Raw genomic sequence first — 21045 nt, forward strand, 5'->3', positions numbered from 1 at the left:
CTAAGGAACGCACACAGCTTTCAAAACCAGAAAACAAGGCTATCTATGGGCGTCGAAAGATTGATGTAGAGCCAATTTTTGGCAAGACGAAGGCTTATTTGCATTTCCATCGCTATTCGGTACGCGGCCTAGAAAAGGTCAAAAAAGAAACTGGAATCCTCGTTCTGGCATTGAACATCCTCAAGTTAGTCTCTACTAGAGAAAAATGGATTAAGAATCAAGATCATAGAAATAAGGCACGAAACCAAAATTCGGTTTCGTGCCTTATTCTTGTCCTATAGAGGTCAGTTATGTCACAGCCTCTTTTTCTTTTGACGCTAATTAATTAACATTAGTGGTAATCTCAACGGTAGTAGGCAATTGGATTTGATATAGTCTTTAAAAGATTCAATCGACAAATAAATATTTATCAGTTTATCCAATAAATATCTCAATTCGTGCGTATAATTAATGATGAATGTAACCGTTTGCCAATAAAATTAAGCTACCTTTTCCGAAAAAATGACGTTTAGGCGACGTCATACCCAAATGGTTTTTTTAATCAAAGGAGCATTACAATGAAAATTAATAAATGCTATATTGCCTATCTTGCAGCACTTAGTCTCCTAACAATTGGTGGAATAACACTGCCCCAGATGTATCCAACTAGTCATCAATCAATTGCTCAAGCTGACGATACTCCCTCTACGAACTTCACCATGAGTGGACCAGGCTTACCCTCTGTGGGCTATGCACTCCCCCTTTCATCTGCTCCCAACCCACCTGTATTAGGTAAGTTCATAACAGCGGACGAAACATTTGGTAATATGAAACAGGGGACTTTTCTCGAAAACTATCGCCTAATAAGTGAAGTAGCAAATAATACTTTGACAGCAGGACAGGCTGCCCTCATCTTTTATCACCTCACGAATATAGGATCTGTCTCAGCACTTACAGATCTATTTAACAATGACGCTGAAATCTTCAAGAAAGAGAATAGTGAGATCGATGAACCAACCCTGCAGTCGCAATTAAAAACTTATGTCATCACCTATAAGGATGTTCCTGGCGGAGACCCAGCTTCTAACTACACTGTACCCACAAGAGCTATCAATACCCACACAAGGATCACTTACAAGACTAATGATGGTACCGATCTTCCTGAAAAAGTCTTCCAGGACATTAACGCCACCATCACAGGAAATACAGCTTCAAAGGTCATTACCGGGATCAGCGGTAACACCTACCAAGATGATAATCACACGCTAATCCCTGAAATTTCCGGATACACAGCTAGTGCCAACAGCGTCACCTTCGAAAATGGCGGCGATTCCACAAAAGAACAAGCAGTTACGATTACCTATACCAAAAACAGTAGCCCGGCCACATCGGCACCGAATGCTTCCCAAAGTTTCCGGGTCTACGGCAAACAAAAGCTTTACCGTTACCAACACGTTGACTTCAAGAAGAGTGAACGGATTCGCAAGTACGCCACGAAGCCGAGTGCTTATGCGCCAGTATTCACCGTCGTTAACACGACGCAATCTAAGGCCGGCAATCCACGTTACGAGTTAAGTGATGGCAGTTATATCACGGCCAAATCAGCTTACGTGGGTAAACTCTTCCTCGAAGATGAAACGGCCAAGACTCTTTACGTCACAAATCCTAAGGGAATCTGGACGCACACTGCAACGGACTTTAGCGATCAACTCAACCATCTCAAACAAGGATCAAAAGTGGCTGTAACCAAACTTGTCAAAGATGGCGACACGACGCGCTACCAGCTTGCCAATGGCACCTATGTTACTGGTAATCAACGATACGTCACCACCGATAAACCTCAGTGGGTCACCCGCGTTAAAGCCGAGGGTGGTCGCAATCTTTATAGCGACGTCGATCTCACTCACCGTCTCAAGCACTACCGCAAAGGTCACATTTTTACGGTAAAGGGCTGGGATTACTCCTATGGCCACAACCAACTCATCTCTGGCACCAAGCGCTACAAGATTTCTGGTGGCTACATTACCGGGAACCCTAAACTTGTTAAAATCATCAAATAAGACAACTCACTTTGGACCCACAACGTTCCCGTCGTGGGTCTTTTTCGTGTCATCAAGTTTTTTTAAATAAGACAACTTGTCTGAATTAACTAATACAAGTTGTCTTATTTTATCGTAAAACGGTAAACCAGTAATTTTTTACATAATCAATTGTTAGTTCCTTAAGACTCCTGTTCTATCGCACTTTTCACAAGCTTACACCATCCGTTAACCCATTGATGTTACACCGCACTATCAATTTTATTATTAATTTGTGAATTCCCACAATCCGCATGATTCCTGATTTTTCACGGTTCTCAATAATTGATCCCAGTCATCGTTTTTAAATACAACGTTGTATTATTTAAGACGACGTTGTATACTCCGTGTAAGCGCTATTATAAATTTCAAAGGAGTTCTTATGCTCATGCCAAATACAACTCAAACCAAACGTCCCGTCATCATCAGTACCGACCCCGGCATTGACGACGCCGTGGCCATTGCCATCGCCCTCTTCAGTGATCAACTCGAGGTTAAACTCATCAGTCCCTTGGCCGGTAACGTCAGCCTTGAAAAAACAACGTTCAATACGCAACGCCTACTGAGCTTCTTGGAAAAGCCCGTGGCCATCGTTCCCGGAAGTCGCAAGCCGCTGCTGTATCCCGTACGTGACGCCAGTGGTGTCCACGGCAAGACCGGGATGGACGGCTATCCTTTCCCTGAACCCACGGTATTCCCCGACACCTCAAAGACAGCCGTTGAGGCCATGCACGACGTGGTCGCTCACAGCGACGCTAAGGTCACGCTGGTCGGCATCGGCCCACTGACCGATATTGCCCTGTTCATCCACCTCTACCCCCAAGATCTCGCCAATATCGACGAGTTGGTCTTGATGGGTGGTGCCTTGGGCCGCGGTAACTTCGGTGTCCTGACCGAATTCAACTTTGGGTCCGATCCCGAAGCCGCCAAGATTGTCATGGACAGTGGCCTAAAGATTCGGATTGCCCCCATGGAAGTTGGCCGCCAAGCCAAAGTCATGCCCGAAACTTCAGCCAAGATTAAGGAATTTGGCAAGGTCGGCGACATGTTCTACGACCTCTTCTCTCGCTACCGTGGCGGCAGCTTCAAGACTGGTCTTCACATGTATGATGCCTTAGCCATGGGCCTCATCTTGAATCCCAAGATGTTTACCGAAGTTGAGACCCACGTTGCTATCGAGACGCAAGGGACCATGACCGCCGGAGCCTCACTCATGGACCTCCGCGGCTACCTGAACCTGCCAAACAACGCGACAGTCGCAACCGATGTTGATTCAGAACAATTCAGTGACTGGCTGGTAGATGCTATCAGTCAAACCGTAAAACCCTAGGAGGGACTATTCATGAATGCGATTTTAATTTCTGTCATTGGTATCCTTGCCGTTGCCGTATTGGTTTACATGCTCTTGAAGAAAAATGACATTAAGATGGCCCTACTTTCCTTAGGGTTAATCCTGATGTACGTCGCCATCATTCTCGGCAACAAGATCGACGTCTCCGCAACCACCGGGTTGACCTGGCTCAACCCTTTCCAGGCGATCGTTGATCAATTCTCAAATACTTTAATCGGTCCCGGGTTCGTGATCTTAATCCTGGGTGGGTACAGTGCCTACATGAACTACATTGGCGCTAACCAAGTCACGGTTCACGCCCTGACAAAACCGATTGCGAAAATCAAATCCGTCTACATCTTGGTGCCAATCGTGTTCTTATTAGGGAACTTACTCTCCCTGGTTGTGCCAAGTGCTTCCAACTTAGCTATTATCTTATTAGCAACCTTATATCCCGTCCTGCGGGCCACTGGAATGTCACGTTTAACGGCGGCCGCTATCATCGGGACCTCCGCAACCATTGTCCCAACCCCACTGGGTTCTGACAACGTTGCCGTGGCCGCACAGCTTCACATGTCCGTTACCGACTACGTCTTCCAGAAACACGCGCTGGTTTCCATTCCAACGTTGATTGCCATTGCGTTAGTGCACTATTTCTGGCAGAAATACCAGGATAAGAAGCACCCTGAAGAACTCACTTATGAACAAGAACTGCTGCAAAGTGACGACAAGGAAGCCCAAAAGGCAACCGAGGATCTGCATTACACCGGCTTCAAGGGCTTTGTCTACGGTCTCTTACCCCTGTTACCAATCGTGCTGTTACTGGTGGTCTTCTTCACCAATATCTTTGCTGGCACTAAGTTCGAAATCAGTGTTCAAGTGGTCAGTCTGATTAGTTTCGTCATTGCTGTTATTGTCGAACTCTCCTACAAGCACCAGGTTCGTCAGGTTTTGAAGGAAACCAACGCCTTCTTCGACGGGATGGGTGCCGTTATGGGTATCGTAGCCCTACTGGTTTCGGCGCAGGTCTTCGTTCAAGGGTTAACGTCCATCGGAATTATTAACCTGGTTCAAGATACCATGCAACACATGAGTAGCTCGGGGATTGTCTTGCCAATCGTCATGGTGCTCTTCACCGCCGTCATCGTCTTGCTCAGTGGGAGTGGGACTGCCCTGATCTTTGCCATGATTCCTCTGATTATTCCACTGTCTAAGGCTGCTGGAATTTCACCAGTTGCGTTGTCCGTTCCCATGCAACTGGCTGGGAACCTTCTGCGGGCCGTTTCCCCAGTCGCAGCCGTGGTCTTGATTGTTGCCGGAACCACGAAGCTTTCTCCGGTTCAGATCGTTAAACGGACCTCGGTACCCATGGTCTTTGGGGTTATCATGATGCTCGTGATGTCCCTCATGATTTTCTAAAGGTGGCGAGATAGTCATGATTGCAACCCTGAACAAGCGCCTTGCCCAGTCCAGTGATTTACCCGGCTTAACGGAGCTACTGGCCGATGCCCAACGCCAAATGCAACAGGCAGGTATTACCCAGTGGAATCCACGTTATCCCAATCCAGAGACCCTGCAGGCCGACATTGACCAGCAACTCCTATGGTTGTATGGCCGCCAACAACACGCGGCCATTACCCTTACCCTGGCAGACAACACGTTACAGCTCCACCGCCTGATGGTGCACTCCGAATGTCGGGGGCGCGGCCTGGCGACTCAGATCTTACAGGATCTGATCGCTGTCGCCGCCAGTCGCGACCTAACTAGCCTACAGATCACCACCAATCATACAAACCGGCCCATGATACACCTGCTCGAAAAGGCTGACTTTCAACTCACTCGTGAGTTTCTCATGCCAGACCGGACAGCCTATGGCGCCTTCTATGAATATAATTATGCTCTCAACTAAACCCATGCTAAAATGAGTTTGTAATGAAATAGATTGTGAGGGCTTATGAATGCACCGTTCACCCAAATATGTTCAAGTCTATAACCAAATATTAAAAATGATTAAGCAGGGCCAACTCATCCCCGGGGAAAAACTCCCGTCCGAGGAGGTCCTCCGCACTGAATTTGACGTTAGCCGTGTCACGCTCCGTACCGCCCTCTCCCTACTGAAGGAAGACGGCGTGCTCGTCAGTGTTCACGGAAAGGGTCACTTCATCAAGCGGGAAAACAATTTCAGTGAGCGGGGCATCGAGTCCCTCGACTCACCGATCTTTAAAAGCCTGACCACCCCCGTCACCGACCGGGAAGTCTACTACCATGAGAATCTGCCGAGTGCCTTCACCGACCAGCTCTTCCATCGGTCCGATGAACCCTACTACACGCTCAACATCTGGTATCAAAATGACGATGGCAACCTGGCCAACAACCTCGCGATCATCATGCCGGAAACGGTTAAGACCTTCGACATCGACCTGGAAGACTCGGCCAGCATCACCCAGTTTTTGGAAAAGAATCTCTACCAACACGCCGCCAGCTCTCAGCTGACGATCACCGTGTCGGAACGTGATCGGTCAACCTTCCGCCGCGCCTTCGTCGGTCGGGGACCGTTGGTGCTCATGACCGAAGATGTCTTCGGTCTCAATGGCCAACGGCTGGCTCAAAACAAGTATTACGTGCCGAGTGACGTGTTTCGCACCACACTCAATCGCTACCCGATTAAGTTTCAAAATCGAGAACGATAGAGTGTGACAGAAGGCGGTTAGCCGGTGAGCATTAAGGCTGGTAACTGGATAATCCCGGGCTTGGATTATTTAGTTACCAGATTTAAGCGGAACCGGCTGCCTTTTGGCGCACGTTTCGACAACAGTAATGGTTAATTTTCACCTTAGTATCCGAACTAACCTTCGGATACTTTTTTTCTCGACACGGGTAGCCACCATGGCTATACTGAAGCTTGGTAGAAGCCCTTCGGAGTGGGCTTCTAAATCATTTTTCGGGGAGGTAACAACATGACCAATAACCACCCTTTTCATGACAAATTCAGTATCTGGTTCTACGGTGTTAACGGAGAGTTCGATGACACCAAACGCCTAGCGGCCAAGCGAATCGAGGACAAGGCGCTCCTCTGGGGGGCCATCTACGTTTTCCTGGCCCCGATCATCACGAGTATCTTTGCCCAACATCATCCCACCACCGCGCTCTCCTGGTTAGCTCTCATTAGCCTCTTCTTTCTAACCGGAACCGTTGTATATCTGCTAGGAGCGGGCTACGTGCTCGGTATTGGGAACCGCAAACAGCAGCGATTGAGCCGCAAACAACCAGTCTGGCTTCAGGCAATTACCACGGGGATCGGCGCTGGCGGGCTTTATGGCGGCCTAACCTACCTGTACTTTGCTGCCATTGATGCCATCGAATCTAAGACTAGCATTTGGGCTAACTTGATTTTACTCAATAATATTGAAGCTGCCCTCGGCAGAGTCGCTGAGTTTAGCATCTTTATCGTTATCTTTTACTGGCTATATCTTAAATTTCATCGCTAACCTAATATGGACGACCGGCAAATGCCAGTCGTCCATATTTTTTACTTATCAGTTTTTTGGTGCTTGAACACAATCATATATAGGCCAAAGTTAAGAATACTCAGAACCAGAATCAAGCCAAAGGCTAACTGACTTCCTTGCGCCGTCTGTTGCGCATTGGACAATCCTGGCGTCTTAACTGAAGACATCAAGGCCGCCAGAATCGTGGTTCCTAAGGACCCAGCGAACTGCTGCCCCGTGTTATAAATGGCATTGGCATCGGCTCGCTGTGTCAGCGCAACCTCTTTCAATCCATTTGTCAGGGTATTACTGAAAGCCATTGACCGGCCAATACTGAATAAAACGTAAAGGATCGCAATGATCAGTACACTCAAGTGTTGCCCCAATACGGTGAAGAAGACCGCCGCTAAGGTAAAGAGACTGCTTCCCAGTAAGATTGGCAACCGCGCTCCGTGCGCATCCAACAAGTGGCCAAACCAAGGTTGGAGCAACGCCGTCACCAGGCTTCCGGGAAGTAACATCATCCCGCCGGCTAATGAACTCGCAGCCACGACAATTTGGGCGTAGTTAGGGAGCGCAAAGTTAATCCCAATGTTACAGAATTGCAGGCTCACGTAGGCTAAGAAGCTAAACGTGAAAACGGGATTCTTGAAGATTTCTAGTTTGAGAAGTTGATGCTCGCTGTGCTTGGATAGGTGAATGTAGCCCCAAATCATCACAAGAGCCAGGCCAACGCCACCCAGGAATTCCCAGCTCAGGAGACCCGCGGTACTGAGACTATTGACCCCCATCGTAAAGCTGACAAAGGCGATGGCGAGTAGGATAAATTGAAGCCAATCGAAGTGAACCTTCGACACGGGATCGAACTGCTTAATGGCCCGGAAACCCAGGAGTAAGACCAGGGCTTCCACCGGAATTGTGGACCAAAAAATCATCCGCCAATCAGCCAAGGAAACCATGACTCCCCCGAAGGTTGGGCCACTGGCCGGCGCGATCATAAGGATTAACCCGGCCATCCCCATATAGAACCCAAGGCGCGAGCGGGGCACACTTTCCATGACCACGTTAAACATCAACGGAATGGCAATCCCGGCACAACCGGCTTGGATGATCCGACCGAATAATAAAATTCCAAAACTGGGTGCGAGCGCACAAATCGAAGCGCCCAAAATAAAAGCGGTCGCGGCCGCCACGAAGAGTTGTCGATTCGTAAAGCGTTGTTTGAGGAAGGCCGAGGTAATCATCAGCAGCGCTACCGTCAACAGATACCCCGTGGTAATCCACTGCACGGTACTGAGGGACACGTGCATGGTTTTCATTAACGTTGGGAATGTCACATTCATCGAAGTTTCCACTAGAATTCCCAGGAAGGCCATCAGCGCTACCGCAAAGATGGCGATTAAGTTACTCCGCGAGACCTTATCTGGGTCAGAATTTACTTGCGTCATTTTAACATCTCTCTTTCAAATTAGCGTCACTGCTTACTATCATACGCACATTTTCCGGAAAATGCATGGGGGAATTTATATTTCCTTAAATCGTGCCACCTGCAGTGGGTAAAGATAGTTACTCCTACCCAAGAAAAAAGGGACCAGCATCACTGCCAGTCCCCACCACAAATTCAATTTAAAAATTTACTTCTTAGCCTTATCGACCGCGTGACCACCGAAACCGTTCCGCAAGGCAGCAACAACTTTACCCGTCATCGTGTCGGTTTCCATTGAGCGGTAACGCATCATCAGGGAAAGCCCGATAACTGGCGTTGCCACTTGTTGGTCGAGGGCTTCTTGCAAGGTCCACTTACCTTCACCGGAACTGTGCATAACACCCTTGATGTCATCCAGCTTCTCATCATCCGCAAAGGCTTCTTGAATCAATTCCATCAGCCATGAACGAACCACGGAACCTGAATTCCAAAGTTTGGCAACGGCTTCGTTATCGTAATCGAAGTCACTGTGCGCCAGAACATCGAACCCTTCACCGATGGCTTCCATCATCCCGTATTCGATCCCGTTGTGGACCATCTTCAGATAGTGACCAGAGCCAGCGGCACCAGTGTAGAGATAACCGTTCTTGTCGGAAATGCCTTCAAAGAGTGGCTTCAAAGTTTCAAAAGCTTCGGCACTCGTCCCACCGATCATGAAGTTCCCATTCTCGCGGGCCCCGGATTGACCACCGGAAGTCCCACAGTCAAAGAAGTTGATGCCTTGAGCTTCTGCCAGCTTAGCAGCGGCTGCCGAATCCTTCCAGAAAGAGTTCCCACCATCGATGATGAAATCGCCCGCACTCAACTTTTCCGTCAGTGTGGTGATGGTCGAGTCAGTTGGCTTGCCGGCTGGCAACATCAACCAAACAATCTTGGGCGTGGTTAACTTGCTTAGCAAGTCCTCGAGTGAGGTTGCGGGTTGCGCACCAAATCCCGCAGCGTCATTGACGAAGTCTTGGTTCAAATCGAACGCAACAACTTCATTTCCGTGGTCCATCATGTTTTGAGCTAAGTTACTACCCATTTTTCCTAATCCAACTAATCCAATCTTCATGGTTTAAGTTCCTTCCTTTAATCGAAAATTCGCATCAACCTAACGACTCCTAGTATATGAAAAAAAGTTACAGATTTCAAGATATTTTTGTAAATAATATACAAAACAAACTAAGAAACCCGTTATACTGGGATTTTGCATTTGTCATCTTGTGAAGAAAATAACTGAAAAAATGACCGATCACTCATCAGGACTTTAAGCTTGAGCGTTCCACTCTGCCTTATATTCTGCCAAGAAATCGCGCATCACCTGTTGGCGGTGTTCGGCCACCCGCTTAGCGGCATCGGTGTTCATCAGGTCTTTCAGCTTTAATAACTTTTCATAGAAGTGGTTAATAATGGTTTCGTTGTCCAGGTTTCGGTATTCCGCATGTGTCATGCTTGTTCGGGGCTTAACAGCTGGATCGTAGATCTTTTCGCCAAAATGACCACCAAAATAAATTGCGCGAGAAATCCCAATTGCCCCGATTGCATCCAGCCGATCGGCATCCTGAACAATTTGACCTTCCAATGGCAATGGCTTTGCTGTCCCATCAATCGTCTTGTGATAAGACATGTTGTCCATAATCAGAAAGACCGTGTCACTGTCAGCGGTACTGAAACCCTGCTGGGTGAGAAAATCTCGTACCTCAGCACTGGCCACCGCTGTGTCTTCAACCAACTTCTCGTCAATGACATCGTGAAGGTAGGCCGCGGTGACTGTTAGCACGTGGTTGGCCTCAGGATATTCTTGAACGAGTTTGTCCGCCAAACTCACGACACGTTGGATGTGATCGAAGCCGTGCCCGGTCTCGTCATCCCCCATCTTGCTCTGTGAAAAGACTCGAACTGCTGCTAAAACATCATTTTCCGTCATGTTTACGCTCCTTAGAAGTTTTTCCTTCCACCGCGTCCGGGGCAACCCCAACGAACCCATAGAAGAATAATTGCATTAATTGGTCAATCAGTTGCCGATATTCTGGAATATCATGATCCGGCGAACTGAAATAATCGACATACATGTCCAGATACATCGTCAAAGCGGCATTGGAGATATCCGGATTAATCATCCCCGCATCGCGCCCGCGTTGAATCACGGCATCCCAGAAGGATTGTTTGCCGGCATCATAGGTGGCCTTGGCCTCCCCATTACCGAACTTTCCTTGCATGTCCGCCACCGTGAAGTTGTAGAAGTCCTGACTCATCCCCGCGGACACCTTAACCTTGGTCTTCATCATGAACTGAACGATCTCACGAAATGACTTTTTCTGGTCGTCGACTACTGTACGGTACTGGGCATAGCCTCCCACGATCAGGTCTAAGACGACCTGGTGGGCCAAGTCATACTTACTATCAAAGTACTTGTATAGGGTGACCTGCGACACATTGGCCTCATCCGCGACCCCCTTGACGTGCGTGGGTTTATAGCCATCCCGGAGGAATAATTTAGTTGCGGCGGCCAGAATTTTACGCCGCTGTTGGTCCTTTCTCTCTTGGTTCGTTGCCACTTGGTTCACGTCCCTTTGCCTGTTTTTTAAATGTCAGCGGTTTCTTCTTAGCTGTTATTATTTTAGCACATTCATCCCCAGCGTATTTAAATTTTGTGAACTATTTTAGATAAATAGTTCACTTTTATATTGACTTCCCCCAAACCAAGGCTTACGATAATAGCGATTTAATAACCGTGAGGAGGGGATTCAAATGGCGACACAGCCTATTTTACAAATTCATCAGTTACAGAAAAAGTTTGGCCGTTTTCAAGCATTAAAAGATATCACCTTCAGTGTGAATGCCGGTGAGGTGTTCGGGTTCATTGGACCTAACGGTGCTGGTAAATCAACCACGATCCGGGTACTTCTGGGGTTGATCCGTGCGACTGGCGGATCGGCTACCATCTTCGGTCAGGACGTCTGGCAGGATAGCGTCACGATCCACCAACGTCTGGCCTATGTGCCCGGCGACGTGTACCTCTGGCCAAATCTGACCGGGGGCGAAATCATTGATCTGTTACTCAAAATGAACGGCACGGCCCATTCCGACAAGACCGATGCCCTAATCAAACAGTTCGGGCTTGATCCGACCAAGAAGGCGCGGACCTACTCCAAAGGGAATCGCCAGAAGGTGGCGCTGATTGCCGCCTTCTCCCAAGATGCCGATTTCTACATCTTTGACGAACCAACCTCTGGGCTCGATCCACTCAACGAACGGGTCTTCCAGGAAGCCGTCTTAGACTTAAAGCAACGTGGCAAGGCCGTCCTGCTTTCAAGTCATATTCTCTCCGAAGTGGAACGCATGTGTGACCGCATCGGGATCATCCGTGAGGGACAAATCATCGAGACCGGGAGTCTCGCTGAGATGCGCCACCTGACGCGCACCATGGTTACTGTTACGCTGGGCGATGACTTTGACGTGACCACCCTGCCCGGGGTTCACGGTGTCACCGCTGGCCATCAAGCCCACGAGTGGCAATTTGCCGTCGAAGATTCGCAATTAGCCACCATCATGGCTACCCTGGCGCAACACCAGGTCATGGCCCTACAGAGTACGCCACCAACTCTTGAAGATCTCTTCATGCACTACTACACGGGAAAGGAGTGATCGCCATGTCACGTTATGGACGTACCGGTCAACTGATCCGGTTAGCCTTTCGCCGCGATCGCTTCCGGATTCTCATGTGGATTGTCATTCTAGCCGCTCTGATGGCTAGTGTGGCCTGGAAATTTCAAGACATCTACGGCACGCAATCCGAAATTGCGGCCATCAAGGGAACTCTCGCTAGTCCCGGAATTATGGCGATGTTTGGGGCCTTCACTTTCAAAGGGAAGGTCACTACTGCCGAAATCTTTGCGAACGAAATGCTCCTATTCATGGGACTGATTCAAGTCGTCATGAACCTCGCCCTTAGCATCCACGCCACCCGTGGCGAGGAAGACTTAGGAATCACCGAACTTGTGAGAGCCCACGCCGTTGGCACGGCCGCCCCATTAGCCGCCGCGGCCTGGGAACTAGTCATCGTTAACGGCCTTCTAGGTATCCTCTACGGCGTCGGTTTAACCGCCGCTAACATGCCGGGTGCCACCCTTGAAGGGAACTGGCTGATTGGTCTAGGTTTAGCCACCACCGGCCTCCTCTTTGGGTTCTTGGGCCTCCTGATGTCCCAGATTGCGGATCACTCTGCCAGCGCCACTGGACTCGCCTACACTCTTTTTGGAATCAGCTATTTAGCTCGGATGATTACCGACGTTCAGCATCCCAAGCTCACCTGGTGGTCCCCACTGGGTTGGGTGGAAAAGTTAGCGCCGTACAACGATGCCAACTGGCTGCCCGTCTGGCTGAGTCTAGGCACTGCCCTGATTCTCTTTGGTCTGGCCGTCATGGCCAACAATCGCCGAGACCTCGGTGCCGGTGCACTGACCACCCGGCCCGGTAAGCGTCACGCTTCAGCACTTCTACGGGGACCACTTTCCCTACTGTGGCGCCGTCAACGCAATGTTATTATTGCGTGGATCCTAGCGGTCATCATCTTCGGAGTTGCCTACGGAACGGTCTTTAATACCATCGGTGATATTCTGAAAACTAACCCGACGATGCAACAGGTCTTCGGCGCGGCCATGGTCCACGAGGCTAACCACAAAGTCCTGTTAAGCTTCACGTCACTCCTGGCCGTCGTCATGGCCGCCGTGGCCACCATCCCTGGCATTCAGCTAATCTTAAAGGCCCACACCGACGAAACTCGGGGCTGGTTGGAAGCCGTTTACGCGCGGCCAGTGAGCCGCACCCGCCTCTTCTTCAGCTACGTGGGTCCCGCCTTTCTAACCAGCACTCTGGCCTACATTGGCGGTCTGGGTGGCATCGTCATCATGGGGGATGCCAGTCTGGATCACGTGAAGGACGGCATCAGTGCCCACGAATTCTGGCAAGGTATTGCCGGACAACTTCCAGAAATCTGGGTCTTTCTGGGAATTGCCGTATTACTCGTTGGCTGCTGGCCACGGATCAAGACCTTTACCTGGCTCTACCTGGCATTGGGCTTTGTCTCCGTCTACATGGGGAGCCTACTCAAGCTGCCTAGCTGGGTTAAGAATGTCACCCCTGCTGGCTGGATGCCTCGGATTCCGCAACACGCGGTCGACTGGACAACCTTTAGCTGGATGATTGGTTTAGCTATCGTTCTGGTTATCGTTGGTTGGCTAGGTTACCGCCGTCGGGATCTTCAGATGAGATAAGAGTGAAAATGGATGTAGACGACCGCCTGCGGCTGTCAGGGATTACGCCTGCTGTGGGGACGCTTCAGCCCCTTGGGCTTCTCGCTCGATTTGAAGCCCCGCCAGGGACGCGGGTCTTCAAAGTCGCCCGTGGCGTAAGGCCGAGAAAAACGCTCAGTCTAACGCCACCACCACGGCCGGCTCCATCCCTGACCTCCTCCGGCTAGATTGGTTTTTAACCGCTACATGGCCGTTCAAAATTTGATACTTTCTATCTGATGGCAAACCACAATACCAGATTGGGCACTACTGTTCTAACAACGAGGTTCAATCTGAACCAGTATGTTTGTCTGTCATCTTGACTCGCAAGCAGTCTCACAATCGCAGCAATTGTAAAGCCCTCAACCATGCTAAACTGCGTGGTTGAGGGCTTTTTGACTGTTAAATTGGTGCTACCAGCATATGACTCTGGCAATTCCAACAAGAGTCATCAGGCCGCCACGACTCACTACCTGAGCCGGAGGAGGCCAGGGGTGGAGCCAGCCGTGACGAGTCTGTTAGACCGAGCGCTTTTCTCGGCCTTACAGACTGGGACGACTTGGGAGACTCGCGGTTCTCAGCGGGGCTTCCAAGCGAGCCGGAAGCCCGCCCTTTGGCTGTAGGCGGTCCCCACAGCAGGCGTAACCCCTGGCAGCCGCAGGCGGCCCAATTACCTACTTTTAAAATTCAGAGCGGCCTATCGGCCTTTTACAACAGGATTTAGTGGGACAGACGGTTCACGTCGCGAACAATCATGAGTTCCTCGTTAGTTGGCACGACCAGCACCTTAACGGCCGCGTCATCGGGGCTCACGATATGTTCTTCACCCCGGAAGTCATTCTTAGCGGGATCGATGGCAACACCGAAGACTCCCAATTTATCAGCAATGGCCTGGCGCATGGCGATCCCATTCTCACCGGAACCAGCCGTGAAGACAATGGCATCCAAGCCACCGAGTTCAGCTACATAGCTTCCTACGTAGCAGACCACGCGGTTAACGAACATGTCCAAAGCCAGCTTGGACTTGGGCCGCTCATCTTGCGTATCTTCCAGGTCACGTTGATCGGGTGACAATTCGGACACCCCTAACAGCCCAGACTTGTGGTTTAAAATATCCACCATGGCTGGCATATCAATCTGGAGTTTCTCCGCCAGGAAGGCGACCAGGGAAGCGTCGATATCCCCCGAACGTGTCCCCATCATGACCCCTGCGAGGGGCGTGAAACCCATCGAGGTATCGAGGGCCTGACCGTGGTCAAACGCCGTGACCGAGGAACCAGAGCCCAAATGCAGGGTGATCAGTTTCAGGTCTTCTAGGGGTTTGCCGAGAAGTTCTGCGGTTCGGTGCGCCACGTAACGGTGGCTAGTCCCGTGAGCCCCGTACTTACGGGCCCCAAACTTTTCGTAGTATTCGTAAGGCAGGCTATACATGTAGTTCACAGCCGGCATATCCGTATACAGGGAGGTGTCGAAGACCGCAACCTGTTGGGCATCAGGCAATAACTGCTGGAAGACCTCGATGTAATAGGCCTGAACTGGATTGTGGAGTGGTGCATAGTCCTTTAAAGACTTGATCTGGTCCAAGACTTCCGGCGTAATCAGCGCAGAATCCTTGAAGATTTCACCCCCGGCGACGATTCGATGACCGACACCGGTGATTTCACTCAAGTGGTCCAAAATCCCGTAGGACTTGAGGCGTGTCAATACCATGGCCGCCGCTTCTTGATTGGTGATGTTGTCCTGGGTATCCGTAAACTTTTCGCCGTTGGCCAGCTTGACCTTAAAGATCGAGCCGGGCAGATTTAAGCGATCGACCAAACCAGATGCAATGACCGTCTCCTCTGGCATTTCAAAGAGTTTCCACTTCAGTGTTGAACTTCCCGCGTTAATCGCCAATGTTTTTCCCATAATTTCCTCCTACGCTTTTTCTCAGTTAATTACTAGTGTAATCAACTTTGTATCCGCTTTCAAGAATTATTTGAAAAGCTTTCATTGTCACCGACTAATTGTTGGGGTGAAAGCGTCCGTGTTACCTTGAAAATCGCGTAGGCTCGCCGCGGAGATAAAATCACGTCACGCGTCAACCAATAACGAATGAAGTCGAGAACTCCCTGGACCACGATCTCCTGCGCAATGTCTTGTGGAATCGCAGCTTCACCATCGACTGGAACCGCGACAATCGCCACAATGAGTGCCTTGAGGCGGGGGCCAATCTTTGACGCCGGACACCGCAATAATGTGGCGCTCAAAGCCCGTTGGTGATACAAATATTGAAACAATTGCCAAAAAGCATCCCGCTGATCCGGTACCGGTTTCCCCATTGGCTTGGGATACTGTGTAAAAATCCCCTGCACGGCTCCCACCAGCTCATTTTCATAGCTCGTTAGTAAATCAAATTTATCCAAATAGTGCTGGTAAAAGGTTCCGCGATTAATCGCGGCTTCACGAGCTAAATCTCGAACTGTGAGACGGTCAAATCCCTTGTCTGCCAGCAATTTAACGAAAGCCCGCTGCAACTTAACCTCCGTTGTCAGAACCCGCGTATCTGTCTCCATGCCCTCATCTCCTCACTGAATCACGCCATTTTAAATCAATTAGATAACTTTTCTTTAACAGCGTCAATCAACACTTCCGGTAAACCTGTTGTTGGCCTTTTCAGTTAATCAAGCCAGCCTTTTATGGGAAAACTCACGACAATGTTGGTCATTTTTACCCAACACTTCCACCTATATTGTCGATTGCACCACTTGGCCGGTGGCCTTACGCTAAGGGTGTTTTAGAGCAACGCAACAGCTCCTCGAAAGGTGGGATTTTCATGTTAAAGAGTGAATGGCACGCTTTATGGCAACACAAATCTCTGATTCTAGTTCTACTCATGATTGCCCTAATCCCGGCAATCTACTGCTACCTTTACCTATCGTCCATGTGGAACACTTATGGTCATACCGATGATATTCCCGTAGCCATCGTGGATCACGACCGACCAGCAACGATCCATGGTAAAACGATTGCGATTGGCCGACAACTCACCCACAACCTCATTCGATCTGACAGCCTCGACTTCCACCATCTCTCGGCAACTACGGCAGAGCGACAACTAAAATCCGGGAAAGTTTATCTCGTCGTCACGGTTCCCCGCGACTTCTCTCAGGACGCGACGACCTTACTCACGACTCATCCCCAGCAAATGCAACTTCACTACACCCAAAACTCCGGCCAAAACTTCATCGTTTCCAAAATTACTAGCGGAATGGCCACTAGCATTACGACCAAGGTCAGCCGAGAAGTCACACAGTTGAACGTTCAAGCTCTCTTAACTGCTGTCCACGGCGCATCTGCTGGCATGGCTGCCGCGGCCAAGGGAACGACTGCTCTCTCAGCTGGGAGCCAGCAACTTGGTCTGGGAACGCAAAGACTTCTGACCGCCACGACACCGATTCATAATCAAGCGTTGACCATGGGCTTAACTGCTTCACAGCAAGGTATTCAGCGTCTTCAGCAAGGATCCGTTACGATGGGGCAAGCTCTCACTAATGGCCATCAACAACTCGCAACAATTGCCGATACCACGGCAACAGCAATGGCTCTAGCGCAACCCGTGGCGGTTCAAAGCCACGATATTTCCAAGGTTCCCAATAATGGTACCGGGATGGCACCGTTCGCCATTGCAATTGGCCTCTACGTCGGTGGGATTGCCCTGGGAACCATGTATGACGGAGCGATGTTTTACCGCAAACCACGCTTAGCCCTCACTTGGTGGGGAAGCAAAGCCAGTGTCGTCGGGGTGGTTGCACTCATTCAAAGTGGCCTACTCTTCTTCACGCTACGACAAGCTAACGGCCTAACCGTCCGCTCGGAGTCCGCCCTCTTCTGGGCCATTCTTCTGGGATCAGTTCTATTTCTTTCCCTCATCTTCTGCCTTCGACTCCTACTCGGTGGCTTCGGCACCTGGCTCATCTCGATCGTCTTGGTTCTACAACTCGCAAGTTCTGGCGGCTTATACCCGACACCATTGGTCAGCTCCTTCGCTCAACGGCTCAATCCATGGCTACCGATGACCTACCTGATCGATCTCTTACGGTCAGCCATCTCTACGAATACCGGCACCAATACCGCTTGGGGAATTCTCCTGACTATGATCGTGGGATTCAACCTACTAATCGTTCTCAAGTTCCACCTGCTTATGAAACAAGATCCACTCGCCGAATCCTAATTAAAAATGGCGTCAAATTCAGCGTAGATACTGAATTTGACGCCATTTTTATTTATTGGCAAACGCCAAAATAAAAAGCCCAGGAAAATCCCGAGCCGCTACTCATCATGATTTAGAACCAGCCACAAGCCAACCAGTGGCGCTTAGCCTTGACCCAGGTACCATAACGGCTATGGGCGTATCGATCCGCCGTCTTCTCCTGGTTAGCCTTACTGTAGTCCCCTTTTAAGTAGGACCGGGTGAGCTGGTAACGACCATAGTAAAGACCGTTCGTGCCCTGTAGTTTCCACCGGATTCCTTCATGGCAATCCACTTCTTTGCCTGCCGCTCTTGCTTGGAAAGCTTGCAAACGTAGGTAACCTTAGCTTCGGCCGTGGTGGTTGACCCCACCAGCGCCGTCACGCCAGAAAGAACCAACGTCCCCATCATTAACATCGTCATCAACAGTGCCTTTAATTTCAAGCTGGTTCCTCCTTGTCTGGTGTTCTTCAGTAACCCCAGCATAGGCCTCGACTGTTACAGGCAAATTGAATGCATGTTACAAAATGATGACAAACCTTTGCCATTTCCCCACTGATAAGGCACACAATCCCTGACACACCAGCACTTAGCACACAAAAATGGTGGTTCTCCCAAAGAAGAACCACCATCGTTATTGATTTCAATTAATTAAGTCGACTAATTTTAGTACCAGCCGTTTGCTTGCCAGAATGACTTGGCAGCGGACCATGAACCGTAACGAGAGGTCACGTAGTTGTTGGCCACCTTTTCTTGGTTAGCGGCAGAGTAGTCCCCATGCAAGTAAGAAGCGCTCAATTGGTACTTCCCGACGTATTGGCCGTTACGAGCTGAGTATGAGCCACCAGATTCCTTGTTGGCAATCCATGCCTTAGCGGATGAACTGTTACCGGAAGTTGACGTCGTTGAAGCGGCGCTAGTCGTCCCAGTAGAAGCAGATTGGCTGCTGTAGTTATTAGTGCCAGTGTAGTTGGCAGAGTTGTTAGTATTCGTAGAATAAGTCGAAGTGGTGGCTTGGCTAGGCGTTGAAGCTTGGCTGCTAGTCGTAGTCGTACTGGTTGATGAAGCTGATGGCACAACCAGAGATTCACCCACGTAGATTAAGTTAACGTTCTTTAAGCCGTTTGCCTTTTCGATTGATGACACACTGGAGTTGTATTGGTTGGCAATCTTAGAAACCGTGTCTCCGGTCTTAACCGACACCCGGACGTCGGCGTTAGCGGAAGTGGTGCTGGCGAAAAATCCGGCACCTAAAACTGCGGCAGTACCTAATGTAGAAACTAAAGCTTTTTTGATATTCATAAAATGAATGTCCTCCTTTGATTGGTGAAGCGGTCTGTGTCTCAATTACTTAACGAGACCTATCATAACCTGTGGACGTTACACGGTGGTTGTTGCTGCGTTACACCCTGGTTAAGAAAAATCGCCTTACATGACAAACCGTAACATGGTTAACCACGCCGCAACATACGGGGGGTTCCCGGGGCTTATGTTGCTACGGTATGACGGTTGGGCGAGAAAAATTGGAGCTTCCGCGGCTATCTTCAGTATTTTTTGCCGCAACATACCGCGAATTTTCGGAAAAAAAGGGGGGATTTAGATAGTTTTTGACTATTTCTTCCTAATATAGGTAACAGTCGACATTGATAACCCGATTCTATCAAAGAAAACTTGGCGGAAGTTCGTCGCTATCGGGAGGCTGCTCGCGGCAACCACGCCACATTTTCACGCAACGTTCCGTGTTCAACTCTGTTTGTCTTCGAAAAAGCTGAGTTGACTTGACCCCGCAATTTTCCAGCGCAGCAAAAAAGCACAGCGGACCTGCATCCGCTGTGCTTACTTGAATTTAAACGTTAAATTAGCTGAGTTTTAGTACCAGCCGTTTGCTTGCCAGAATGATTGGGCAGCAGACCATGAACCGTAACGGGAAGCAACGTAGCTGTTGGCAACCTTTTCTTGGTTGGCAGCTGAGTAGTCACCGTTCAAGTAAGAAGAACTCAATTGGTACTTCCCAACGTATTGACCGTTACGTGCTGAGTAAGAACCGCCAGATTCCTTACCCGCAATCCAAGCCTTGGCACTAGCTTCTGAACCAGACACACCAGTAGAAGCAGCGGTGTTGCTGCTAGTCGTGGTTTGTTGTTGGGTAGAAGTCGTGTTTTGGGTTTGGCTAGTGGTGTTGTAGTTTTGGCTAGCAACGTTAGCGGAACTAGTCGAAGTCGTTTGCGTGCTACTTGGCACGTTCAACTTTTGGCCAACAAAGATCAAGTTGCTGTTAGCCAGGCTGTTTGCCTTTTCGATAGCATTTACAGATGAGTCATACTTGTTAGCTAATGACCAAACAGAATCCCCCTGCTTGACCGTAACCTTAACATCGGCATTTGCCGTGTCGCTAGTGGCGAAGAAACCGGCACCGACAACGGCAACCGTTCCAAGAGTCGTAACTAAAGCTTTTTTGATATTCATAATAAATGAATGTCCTCCTTTGTTTGCTTAACGGCTATTAGAATAACTGATGGTTATGTCAGTGAGATTGGTGTTAGGTTACACCAGCGTTAAGAAAAATATTACAGTATGACATTCCGTAATATTTGTTACCTGGTTGTCATATAAACCGCTTTAATTGCCCACTTTTTACCCATTTTAGCCAAAAAGAGACCCTTTTTCCCGTGTCTTTTGCACCGAAAAATCGAAAAAATTTGTCATTTTTCATGATAATCTGATGAAATTTTGACATTTTCCAGCTTCTTTCACGCAAAGTCACCCAAATTTCACGTCTGATCACCCCCATTTTTATCAAAATTAGGGGCCGGGACCTCCGATTTTTTATAAAAATGCTTATTTCTTAGTGACCCTCCCCCAAATAAGTCCTCAACAACAAACTCCGAACAGCGGCTCACCCATTCATCGAGATGTTAACTTCTAGCAGTTATTAATATAGTAGAAAACCGATCTGTTTTTTGATAAATACTACTGAGAAACAGCTACTTAGTCGACATCTAGCAACATTTGCCATTAACCCTATCAGCAAATCGACTACCACTTCACCTCAAATATTGGCTACCGTCACGCCATTTCATGGCAATTCGCTACCGTAGTCGGAGGAGGTCAGGGGTGATGACGATGGCGTAAGATCGAGTGGGCTCCTCGGCCTTTGACTTTGAAGACCCGCGCTTC

Annotated in this window: 18 protein-coding genes and 2 pseudogenes; 11 read left to right on the plus strand and 9 right to left on the minus strand. The window is 49.3% G+C overall.

What is annotated here, in order from left to right:
* The 7 genes and pseudogenes from EKM70_RS07480 to EKM70_RS07510 all read left to right on the plus strand — a co-directional run.
* Window positions 1-325 (plus strand): annotated as a pseudogene (locus EKM70_RS07480) (transposase); the annotation flags it as partial.
* 541 nt (window positions 326-866) lie between these two features.
* Window positions 867-2039: a DUF5776 domain-containing protein gene (locus EKM70_RS07485; protein WP_125546656.1), complete on the plus strand. Its 1173-nt coding sequence runs from the start codon at window positions 867-869 to the stop codon at window positions 2037-2039.
* Between the two features lie 400 nt (window positions 2040-2439).
* The gene (locus tag EKM70_RS07490) at window positions 2440-3387 is read left to right on the plus strand and encodes a nucleoside hydrolase (RefSeq protein WP_404819865.1); all 948 of its coding nucleotides are present in this window, start codon (window positions 2440-2442) and stop codon (window positions 3385-3387) included.
* A 12-nt stretch (window positions 3388-3399) separates the two neighbouring features.
* A complete protein-coding gene (gene dcuC, locus EKM70_RS07495) occupies window positions 3400-4806 on the plus strand; it encodes a C4-dicarboxylate transporter DcuC (protein ID WP_125546660.1) in 1407 nt (468 codons plus the stop codon).
* A gap of 16 nt (window positions 4807-4822) precedes the next feature.
* A complete protein-coding gene (locus EKM70_RS07500; RefSeq protein ID WP_125546662.1) occupies window positions 4823-5296 on the plus strand; it encodes a GNAT family N-acetyltransferase in 474 nt (157 codons plus the stop codon).
* 49 nt (window positions 5297-5345) lie between these two features.
* The gene (locus EKM70_RS07505; protein WP_125546664.1) at window positions 5346-6077 is read left to right on the plus strand and encodes a GntR family transcriptional regulator; all 732 of its coding nucleotides are present in this window, start codon (window positions 5346-5348) and stop codon (window positions 6075-6077) included.
* 267 nt (window positions 6078-6344) lie between these two features.
* Window positions 6345-6875, plus strand: coding sequence for a DUF3278 domain-containing protein (locus tag EKM70_RS07510; RefSeq protein WP_125546666.1), 531 nt, complete (start codon window positions 6345-6347; stop codon window positions 6873-6875).
* A gap of 41 nt (window positions 6876-6916) precedes the next feature.
* Here EKM70_RS07510 and EKM70_RS07515 read toward each other — a convergent pair whose 3' ends face one another.
* The 4 genes from EKM70_RS07515 to EKM70_RS07530 form a co-directional block, all read right to left on the minus strand.
* On the minus strand, window positions 6917-8323 hold the full coding sequence (locus EKM70_RS07515) for an MFS transporter (RefSeq protein ID WP_125546668.1): 1407 nt from the start codon (window positions 8321-8323) through the stop codon (window positions 6917-6919).
* A gap of 186 nt (window positions 8324-8509) precedes the next feature.
* Complete coding sequence (gene gnd, locus EKM70_RS07520; protein ID WP_125546670.1) at window positions 8510-9415, minus strand: phosphogluconate dehydrogenase (NAD(+)-dependent, decarboxylating); 906 nt, start codon at window positions 9413-9415, stop codon at window positions 8510-8512.
* A gap of 195 nt (window positions 9416-9610) precedes the next feature.
* The gene (locus tag EKM70_RS07525; RefSeq protein WP_125546672.1) at window positions 9611-10270 is read right to left on the minus strand and encodes an HD domain-containing protein; all 660 of its coding nucleotides are present in this window, start codon (window positions 10268-10270) and stop codon (window positions 9611-9613) included.
* On the minus strand, window positions 10257-10901 hold the full coding sequence (locus EKM70_RS07530) for a TetR/AcrR family transcriptional regulator (RefSeq protein WP_164506354.1): 645 nt from the start codon (window positions 10899-10901) through the stop codon (window positions 10257-10259). The genes EKM70_RS07525 and EKM70_RS07530 overlap by 14 nt, the downstream gene beginning before the upstream one ends.
* 193 nt (window positions 10902-11094) lie before the next feature.
* Here EKM70_RS07530 and EKM70_RS07535 point away from each other — a divergent pair, with 193 nt between their 5' ends.
* From EKM70_RS07535 to EKM70_RS07545, 3 genes are all read left to right on the plus strand, one after another.
* Window positions 11095-11991 (plus strand): ABC transporter ATP-binding protein, encoded by an 897-nt coding sequence (locus tag EKM70_RS07535; RefSeq protein WP_125546676.1) that lies wholly within the window; start codon window positions 11095-11097, stop codon window positions 11989-11991.
* Window positions 11992-11996: 5 nt separating this feature from the next.
* Complete coding sequence (locus EKM70_RS07540) at window positions 11997-13619, plus strand: ABC transporter permease (protein WP_125546678.1); 1623 nt, start codon at window positions 11997-11999, stop codon at window positions 13617-13619.
* A 398-nt stretch (window positions 13620-14017) separates the two neighbouring features.
* Window positions 14018-14260: a hypothetical protein gene (locus EKM70_RS07545; protein WP_125546680.1), complete on the plus strand. Its 243-nt coding sequence runs from the start codon at window positions 14018-14020 to the stop codon at window positions 14258-14260.
* A 97-nt stretch (window positions 14261-14357) separates the two neighbouring features.
* On the opposite strand, the gene EKM70_RS07550 is transcribed toward EKM70_RS07545, so the two are convergent.
* Window positions 14358-15545, minus strand: coding sequence for an acetate/propionate family kinase (locus EKM70_RS07550; RefSeq protein ID WP_125546682.1), 1188 nt, complete (start codon window positions 15543-15545; stop codon window positions 14358-14360).
* A 59-nt stretch (window positions 15546-15604) separates the two neighbouring features.
* Window positions 15605-16192, minus strand: coding sequence for a TetR/AcrR family transcriptional regulator (locus EKM70_RS07555; RefSeq protein WP_125546684.1), 588 nt, complete (start codon window positions 16190-16192; stop codon window positions 15605-15607).
* Window positions 16193-16452: 260 nt separating this feature from the next.
* Here EKM70_RS07555 and EKM70_RS07560 point away from each other — a divergent pair, with 260 nt between their 5' ends.
* The gene (locus EKM70_RS07560) at window positions 16453-17850 is read left to right on the plus strand and encodes a YhgE/Pip family protein (RefSeq protein WP_125546686.1); all 1398 of its coding nucleotides are present in this window, start codon (window positions 16453-16455) and stop codon (window positions 17848-17850) included.
* 112 nt (window positions 17851-17962) lie between these two features.
* On the opposite strand, the pseudogene EKM70_RS11615 reads toward EKM70_RS07560, so the two are convergent.
* The 3 genes and pseudogenes from EKM70_RS11615 to apf (EKM70_RS07575) all read right to left on the minus strand — a co-directional run.
* A pseudogene (locus EKM70_RS11615) lies at window positions 17963-18180 on the minus strand (aggregation-promoting factor C-terminal-like domain-containing protein); the annotation flags it as partial.
* Between the two features lie 354 nt (window positions 18181-18534).
* Complete coding sequence (gene apf / locus EKM70_RS07570; protein ID WP_125546688.1) at window positions 18535-19170, minus strand: aggregation-promoting factor; 636 nt, start codon at window positions 19168-19170, stop codon at window positions 18535-18537.
* A 567-nt stretch (window positions 19171-19737) separates the two neighbouring features.
* Window positions 19738-20334 carry an aggregation-promoting factor gene (gene apf, locus EKM70_RS07575; protein ID WP_125546690.1) on the minus strand — a complete coding sequence of 199 codons (597 nt, stop codon included), beginning with the start codon at window positions 20332-20334 and terminating at the stop codon, window positions 19738-19740.
* Window positions 20335-21045: the final 711 nt, after the last annotated feature.

Source organism: Levilactobacillus lindianensis (assembly GCF_003946095.1).
GTDB lineage: Bacteria > Bacillota > Bacilli > Lactobacillales > Lactobacillaceae > Levilactobacillus > Levilactobacillus lindianensis.

What these genes read in the sequence shown, in the direction of transcription:
- EKM70_RS07490 (WP_404819865.1), top strand. Translation starts at nt 2,440, where the DNA reads ATGCTCATGCCAAATACAACTCAAACCAAACGTCCCGTCATCATCAGT.
- dcuC (WP_125546660.1), top strand. Translation starts at nt 3,400, where the DNA reads ATGAATGCGATTTTAATTTCTGTCATTGGTATCCTTGCCGTTGCCGTA.
- EKM70_RS07500 (WP_125546662.1), top strand. Translation starts at nt 4,823, where the DNA reads ATGATTGCAACCCTGAACAAGCGCCTTGCCCAGTCCAGTGATTTACCC.
- EKM70_RS07505 (WP_125546664.1), top strand. Translation starts at nt 5,346, where the DNA reads ATGCACCGTTCACCCAAATATGTTCAAGTCTATAACCAAATATTAAAA.
- EKM70_RS07510 (WP_125546666.1), top strand. Translation starts at nt 6,345, where the DNA reads ATGACCAATAACCACCCTTTTCATGACAAATTCAGTATCTGGTTCTAC.
- EKM70_RS07515 (WP_125546668.1), bottom strand. Translation starts at nt 8,323, where the DNA reads ATGACGCAAGTAAATTCTGACCCAGATAAGGTCTCGCGGAGTAACTTA.
- gnd (WP_125546670.1), bottom strand. Translation starts at nt 9,415, where the DNA reads ATGAAGATTGGATTAGTTGGATTAGGAAAAATGGGTAGTAACTTAGCT.
- EKM70_RS07525 (WP_125546672.1), bottom strand. Translation starts at nt 10,270, where the DNA reads ATGACGGAAAATGATGTTTTAGCAGCAGTTCGAGTCTTTTCACAGAGC.
- EKM70_RS07535 (WP_125546676.1), top strand. Translation starts at nt 11,095, where the DNA reads ATGGCGACACAGCCTATTTTACAAATTCATCAGTTACAGAAAAAGTTT.
- EKM70_RS07540 (WP_125546678.1), top strand. Translation starts at nt 11,997, where the DNA reads ATGTCACGTTATGGACGTACCGGTCAACTGATCCGGTTAGCCTTTCGC.
- EKM70_RS07550 (WP_125546682.1), bottom strand. Translation starts at nt 15,545, where the DNA reads ATGGGAAAAACATTGGCGATTAACGCGGGAAGTTCAACACTGAAGTGG.
- EKM70_RS07555 (WP_125546684.1), bottom strand. Translation starts at nt 16,192, where the DNA reads ATGGAGACAGATACGCGGGTTCTGACAACGGAGGTTAAGTTGCAGCGG.
- EKM70_RS07560 (WP_125546686.1), top strand. Translation starts at nt 16,453, where the DNA reads ATGTTAAAGAGTGAATGGCACGCTTTATGGCAACACAAATCTCTGATT.
- apf (WP_125546688.1), bottom strand. Translation starts at nt 19,170, where the DNA reads ATGAATATCAAAAAAGCTTTAGTTTCTACATTAGGTACTGCCGCAGTT.
- apf (WP_125546690.1), bottom strand. Translation starts at nt 20,334, where the DNA reads ATGAATATCAAAAAAGCTTTAGTTACGACTCTTGGAACGGTTGCCGTT.